The 6,973-nt window shown below is 61.5% G+C and carries 6 protein-coding genes; 4 read left to right on the top strand and 2 right to left on the bottom strand.

Annotation, left to right across the window (positions count from 1 at the left end):
- Positions 1-63 precede the first annotated feature (63 nt).
- Positions 64-1,425, top strand: coding sequence for a M24 family metallopeptidase (locus NV401_RS15085; protein WP_261295264.1), 1,362 nt, complete (start codon positions 64-66; stop codon positions 1,423-1,425).
- A gap of 700 nt (positions 1,426-2,125) precedes the next feature.
- Here NV401_RS15085 and NV401_RS15090 read toward each other — a convergent pair.
- The gene (locus NV401_RS15090) at positions 2,126-2,680 is read right to left on the bottom strand and encodes a TetR/AcrR family transcriptional regulator (RefSeq protein WP_261295265.1); all 555 of its coding nucleotides are present in this window, start codon (positions 2,678-2,680) and stop codon (positions 2,126-2,128) included.
- Positions 2,681-2,827: 147 nt separating this feature from the next.
- Here NV401_RS15090 and NV401_RS15095 point away from each other — a divergent pair, with 147 nt between their 5' ends.
- Positions 2,828-3,190, top strand: coding sequence for a darcynin family protein (locus NV401_RS15095; protein ID WP_261295266.1), 363 nt, complete (start codon positions 2,828-2,830; stop codon positions 3,188-3,190).
- Between the two features lie 148 nt (positions 3,191-3,338).
- Here the strand turns inward: NV401_RS15095 and NV401_RS15100 are convergent, their stop codons facing one another.
- Positions 3,339-3,710: a substrate-binding domain-containing protein gene (locus tag NV401_RS15100; RefSeq protein ID WP_261295267.1), complete on the bottom strand. Its 372-nt coding sequence runs from the start codon at positions 3,708-3,710 to the stop codon at positions 3,339-3,341.
- A 4-nt stretch (positions 3,711-3,714) separates the two neighbouring features.
- On the opposite strand from NV401_RS15100, the gene NV401_RS15105 reads away from it, so the two are divergent.
- A complete protein-coding gene (locus tag NV401_RS15105) occupies positions 3,715-5,745 on the top strand; it encodes a putative bifunctional diguanylate cyclase/phosphodiesterase (protein WP_261295268.1) in 2,031 nt (676 codons plus the stop codon).
- A gap of 313 nt (positions 5,746-6,058) precedes the next feature.
- Entirely contained in the window at positions 6,059-6,754 is a 696-nt protein-coding gene (locus NV401_RS15110) for a hypothetical protein (protein WP_261295269.1), read from the top strand.
- The last annotated feature ends 219 nt before the right edge of the window (positions 6,755-6,973 follow it).

Here is a 6,973-nt window from a genome sequence, read left to right on the forward strand (position 1 = left end):
TTTGACACGGGCATAAGTCATATATATTACCCGCCGCAATAGCCGTTGCAAAAGGATTTTGCCGTGACCATCGCCCTTCGCCCGGTGACGATACCCGATTTCGGGCCGATCGCAGCGCCGCCGGCCCTGCCGGCCGAAACCTATGCCGCACGCTGCGACGCGGCGCTGCAGGCGGCGGGGACCGATTGGCTGGCAGTCTATGCGGATCGCGAACACCTGGCCAACGTGATGTTCCTCGCCGGCTTCGAGCCGCGTTTCGAAGAAGCGATCCTGCTGCTCGGTCCGGACAGGCGGCGTGTGGTGATCACCGGTAACGAATGCGAATCCTATGCCGCGCTGTCGCCCCTGCCGGGCGTCGCAGTGCTGTTGTCGCAGACGATGAGCCTGTTGGGGCAGGATCGCAGCACCGCGCCGCGCGTCACCGATGTGCTGCAGAGCGCCGGCTTACGTCGCGGCGACCGCGTCGGCGTGATCGGCTGGAAATATCTCGAGGCGGCAGAGTGGGATGGCCCGGCACCGAGCTTCGTCCCGGCAATCTATCTCGACGCGCTGCGCAGCGTGGCGGGGGGAGAACAAGTCAGCGACGTCACGCAGGTGATGCTGCACCCCGAGACCGGGCAGCGCTCGATCATCGACGCCGATCAGATCGCGATCTTCGAAGCGGCGGCGGCGCGCGCGTCGGACATGGTGTGGAGCGTCGTGCGCGGCACGCGCCCCGGTGATCTGGAGCGCGATGCAGCGCTCAACCTCAAGTATCGCGGCGAACCGATGAACGTGCACGCGATGCTGGCAACCGGCGACGCCGCGGGCGGCGCGGTGATCGGCCTGGCCAGCCCGGGCTGGCGGCGGATCGCCAAAGGCGACGGGGCGTCCACAGCGGTCGGGCTATGGGGCGGGCTGACCGCGCGTGCGGGGCTGATCGACGATGACAATGACGAGTTCGTGGCCATCGCCGCGGCCTATTTCGCCGGTCTGATCCGCTGGTATGCGCTGGCCGACATCGGCGTCGCCGGCGGCGATCTGTACGCCGGCGTCAGCGAGACGCTGGCCGAGGGGGGATTGCGCTCGCTGCTCAATCCCGGCCACCTCACCGGCCACGAAGAATGGTCGCACACGCCGATCCGTCCCGGTTCGGACGACCGCATCCGGTCCGGAATGCACATGCAGGTAGACATCATTCCGACGCCGATGCGCGATGGCTGGGCGCTGAATTGCGAAGACAGCGTGGTCTTCGCCGACACTGCACTGCGCTGCGATATCGCTGCGCGCTACCCGGATATGTGGGCACGCATGAACGCGCGCCGCGCGTTTGCCGCAAACGTGTTGGGCGTGCCGATGCACGATGCCATTCTGCCCTTATCCTCAATTCCCTTGTGCCTGGCACCCCTGTGGCTGCGAAGCGATCACCTGCTGGCTCGATCCTAAAAGCCATCGGGCTCGCCCCTTCGCCGCCAACAAGATGGTGTATCGTGGCAGCTGCTTTTCGAGAGCGAATGTGATTGCAGCCTCTGCACGAACGATGCCCGAATCGGTCTCGACCTGATTTCGTGCATCACGGGAGCCAGGCGCATTTTGTGGATCTGGACGTGTCCGTGAAAGAGGCGTCAGTGTTCGTGGTGGCTGCAGCCCTTTTCGAGTGGCAAGGGCGTCCAGAAGATTGATCCACGCCGCCTTTCGCAAACCATCATGCGGCTACTGGCCGCCCCGCGAGAAAGGCACGAAGTCTGTTGGTATTTCTGCCTAGCAATCCGTCAAATCGGCGATCTCCCAGCGGCGAGAGCAGCCTGCGCCTATTGGGTCGAGCCGCGATAGAGAAGCAGCCATCCCGGTTTCCAGCGTCCATCGTTGTCCCGGACAGTGAGAGCGATTGCGATCAGCTATGGCAGCTATTGCCCTTTCAGCTTCAAAAGCCGCCGGTTGGCTAGCGGCCCAGTTTCAGTTGTCAAACAGCACCTGAACAAGCGTCCGGAGTTGGGGAGTGGGCGAGGGACGCTGAACGACCACTTGTGGGTCAAAATCGCGTCGGGCAATGCCTGGCGCGCGCCGCAAGCTGGGCAGGTTTCTCGACACATCTACAGAAGAGTACGAGTGCCGTGTCCGCCTGCGTATGTATCCGGGAAGGCAGCTAGGGGCAGCTGCCAGCCGGCATCGAGAGATAGCCTAGTACGGCTCGACGAACCCGCGCCACAAGCGCGTCCTGTCCTTGCTCACCGCGCTCGCCGGCGGCATCGATCATACCTCGCATGATTGATGCGACGTCGCCGGTGGCAGCGGCTATGTCCGACTGCTCGGGAAAGTCCGGGCGGGCGAGGATTTCGGCAAGGATCGCCACGAACCTTGATCTTACGACCTGCGTCCCAGCATCCAGCGGCAGACGTGCTTCCTCGAAATCGAGTAGCCTCGCTAAGCGAGGGCGGCGGACCTGATGGCGCACGGCCGCCCGGACCAGGGCATCGAGCGCCTGCTGGCCCGTTGCCAGCATACAAGCGGCCTCGGCTCCTTCGACAAGGCCGGCGGTCTCACGAGCGATCAGCGCGCCGAGCAGCGCATCCTTGTCGGGAAAATACTGGTACAATGTGCCGATACTGACGCCGGCCAGTTCAGCCACCGCGTTCGTGGTGAAGCCGCCATGTCCCTGCTCCTCCAGAATGCGAGCAGCGGCCTCGATGATCGCATCCACCGTATGCCGCGCGCGGGCCTGCCGCGGCTGTTTTCGGGGGAGTGTGCGCTGATCGGAAGCCCGTGCAGTCATCTGAACCAATGCGAGTAGCCAAGCTGAGCCTATGCTCACATTTTGTGGTCGTCAATCAAGACGCAAGGAAGCATTATGGATACGCAACCCGCCCAGTTCGACGCCGCACTCACGACGTTCTTCATGGTCAAAACCTCGCCCGAATGGCTGGGCTTCTCGTTCGACACACGCCTGGCTCATGCCCGCGAAACCTTTCAGCCCATCCTTGACGAGTATAAGGGACGCGTTCGACTGAAGTGGTACGATGTCGAATTCTACACAGCCAAGATCAGTGACATCTGGATGATCGAATCCAAGGACCATCACAGCTACCAGCTCTTCTGCGAGAAACTGCGAGAGACGCCGTTCTGGGATCGTTTCTTCCTGGTGCGTGACATCTTTCCAGGAGAGCTGAACGCCTGGGCGAAAAACTACCAAGTCGACGCACTGCAATCGTAGCTGCCTTGAATGCCCTGACGCTCAAGCGGCTGTCGCAGCGTGGCGAGCAGCCAGCGACCGGCGGGACCCAGCACGTGGTCCTGCCGGTGTGCTGCATAGCTGACGAGCCCCTCTTTGAGCGTTGGATCGTCCTCGATCTCGATCGCGATCAGCCTCCCGTCAGCGACGGTGCCGCGACGAGACGCTCCGGCATGCGGCACCACCCGAAGCCGGCAAGCAGGAAGTCAAACAGTCGGCCCGGATCCACGCAGCGCCATAACCGCGCGCTCGACAGTCCGTAGTTCGCGCCGCACGGATCGACCGGGTCGGAAAGCACGAGCTGGACGTGCGGCTCCAGATCGTCGCGCCTGGCGGGGCGGCCCAGCGATGTCAGCGGATGACCGGGTGGTGCAACCGGACGCGTGCCGATCCGCAGCAGCGGATAACCATAATGTAACGCTTTGGGGTCAAGCGGGGTCGGGGAGAAGCATTTGCGACTATCGATATCGGCACGCGTATCTGTGGCCTGCGCAATTGTCATCTTAATGGCGTTGGCACTGCTGGCTATCGGCCTTTCGGTTGGCAACAAGATTCATCACGCCGATCTGCGCATTGCATTGCTCAGCGAGGAGCTTGGCCAAGAAGATCGGCTGGATCAGGAACAACGACAGTTGCGTCAGGATCTTGGTCGCCTGACCCGCGCTGTGGAACGCGGCTTGACGGTGCCTGACGCACGCTGGGAGGATCTTCACAATCGTATCGCAGGATTCGATCGGCGATCGTCGCAAGCACACAGATTATTCAATGGCAGGTCGGAACCGAGATCGGCTCCAATGGAGGCGGTACGGCAAGCATCCGCCGCTTTTGCCAAGGCTTCGGACCAGCTGATCGAAACAAGCCGGTTGCGACCCTCGGGCATAGGGGCGGCAATGCCGCGTTTCCTAGGCGCGCTCACGGCCCTGGAGACGAGGCGCAGTCAAGCGCGACAGGAACTGACCTCGGCGATTTGGCGGGCCGCAGACAAGAACCGGCGTGAAAGCCGTAGGGACATCATGTCTGTGCTACTCGGCGGGCTCGGCATCGTGGCCATCATATTTGGCATGGCTATCTGGCTGGGCAGAAGACTGGTGTTGCCGATCACGGTTATGGCTGCGCGATTACGCGAGTTCCGGGTCGGTGAAAGCGATGGGGATGTGCCCGGCGTAGAGCGGGCGGACGAGCTCGGCGACCTGGCGCGAGGACTGTACGAATATCGCAATGCCGTAGAGAGCCGCCGCACCGCCGAACGTCGCGCAGAGTTCCTAGCCAATCACGACATGCTGACCGGGTTGGCGAACCGCCTTCTCTTCGAGAGCCGTCTAGCTCACGAACTTGCCCGAAGCGCGCGGACCGGGGACGTCGTAGCGGTGTTCGCCGTCGACTTGGACGCGTTCAAGGCTATTAATGACCGATTTGGTCATGCGGGCGGAGACCGTGTGCTCAAGCGCACTGCGCATCTCCTATCGTCGTGTGTCCGCGGCGATGACCTGGTTGCGCGTATCGGCGGCGACGAATTCGCTGTCATCCAGGTAGCGCGTTCCCAACCTGCAGCGATAGAGGCGTTGATCTCGCGCATCTTCAAGATGGCTTCCGCACCGTCGGACGAGGGCGTCGCGATCAGAATGAGTGTCGGAGTAGCTCTTTCGGAACCCGGTCAGACCGGCGACCAACTTCACGAACTCGCGGATCTCGCGCTCTATCGCGCCAAGGCGGACGGCAGGAATACGGCGCGCGTCTACAATAAGAACTTGAAGGACGAGGAAACCCAGCGTGTTCGGCTTGCCAGGGACCTTGAGGCTGCCATTCCGGCGAACGAGCTCCGTCTGGTGTTCCAGCCGATTGCCGACACTATCTCGCTGAAGATTGTTGCGTACGAGGCACTGCTTCGCTGGAGGCATCCCAGCCTGGGTGACATACCACCGGACATCTTCGTACCCATCGCCGAGTCCAGCGGGCTCATCGGGGCTATCGGTTCATGGGTGATCGATGAGGCACTTCGTGCTGCCTCGGCCTGGGACCCCAAGGTGTCGCTGGCGATGAACCTGTCGCCCATACAGTTTCGCTCCGTCGGCCTTGCGGCTGAGATATGCGATGCCGCACTGCGTTGGGACGTCGATTTCGAGCGATTAGAGCTCGAAGTAACGGAAAGCGCGACCCTAATGGGATTTCAGCGCGACAACGTTCTCGCTACCCTCGAGAAGCTGCGCAAGCTCGGCGCAAAAGTGGTGATGGACGACTTCGGAACAGGCCATTCTTCGCTTGGCAACCTGAAAGAATTCACCTTCGACAAGATCAAAATTGATCGGAGCTTCGTTGCCACAATGAACAGCCACGCTTCGTCATCATCGATCGTCAGGGCGACGATTGGACTGGGCAAAAGCCTGGGCCTTATCATCGTTGCCGAAGGGGTTGAAACCGAAGAGCAGCTGTCTGTTTTGCGACGGTGGGGTTGCGATCAGGTTCAGGGGTTTCTTATCGGCAAACCGATGGATCGTTTCGACCTTGTCGGCAACGGCATGGTGCTCGTTGGCCCATGACACGCGACAGGGCTATACGGGGATGAACTTATGCTATCTCCCATGTCGTTGATTACGACTGGACTCCAGTTATTCTTCTACATCGCAAAGACGTTAGGTTGGCGGCTTCTATTGCTAGCATCTGAACGAACGTCCGAAGCTGGGGACTGGGCTGGCCGCTCTGATCGACCGAAAGTGGGTCATATTGCGCTCTGACGCCGCTTTAGAGATGTCGCGCGCTCAGTCGCCGCGGCAGCATTAGCGATCGGATATGTCGCTGATCGGGAACTTACCCCAACTTCCGGCCGTCTCTCCGGTAGTGAGAGGGGGCGTCATGCAGCGGAAGTTCGAGTGTATCGTCAGGGGCAGCGCTTCGGCGTTGCTCACGTTGTGTACTCCCGCGATTGCCCAACTGCCGTCAAACAGCGTGCCGGTATTTATTACCGATCAGCGAGTGCTCGTCGGCCGCTACCATTACGAAGAGAAAAGCGACAACTTCAAGATCGACGTGCACCTGAACGCCGATCACACCGCGCTGTATCGGATTACGACCGGCCCCACCGATAGCGACTTCATCAAGGCGGAAGGCTTCTGGACTGTCGAGGGCGATGTCATACACATTCACAACCGGCCCAGCCCCGCCCGGTTGGACTCCAGCGGATCGCCAACGCTTGATCCCACGGTCGCTATCTCCGTAATCGCGACTAATGCCGACGGCACGCCGGCAGAGGGGTTGGGCGTCACATGGCCGGACGCGTCGGGGCTATACGCCATGAGCGATGGACGCCATGCTAATCGGGCTGCCGAGAAGGTGCCGCGCACAAAGGTCTCGATCGTGCGTCTCGCTGACCGAACGGTGTTGGCGACGTTCGACTTCGATCCACGGACCGCGAACAGCTTCCGGTTCACTTACCATCCGAGTGACGTGGAGCCTTTCGACATCCCCGCGATCGCGCTGGACTCACGCGCGCAAACACTGGAGGTCGAAGTTGGTACCGCTTCTGCCAAGTTGCAGCGCGTGGCCGGTTAGGGAGCGCCGCGAGCCGGTTACAGGTCACTGGCATGATCGCCCGGCCGTCAGCGCCGAGAATTCGTAGGTTCGTAGATACCGTCATACATGAATGGGCGTCCGCTTCTCGAAAGAGAATCCATGCCCTGAGCGTCCACTATTGGGTCTTTTCGACGGTGAAGCTGCCGTTCCGTTTTCGCCCACACCCGGACGTTCAGGCTGGCAATCCGGGCGCCCAAC

The organism is Sphingomonas hylomeconis (genome assembly GCF_025370105.1).
In the GTDB taxonomy this organism is placed as follows: Bacteria; Pseudomonadota; Alphaproteobacteria; order Sphingomonadales; family Sphingomonadaceae; genus Sphingomonas; species Sphingomonas hylomeconis.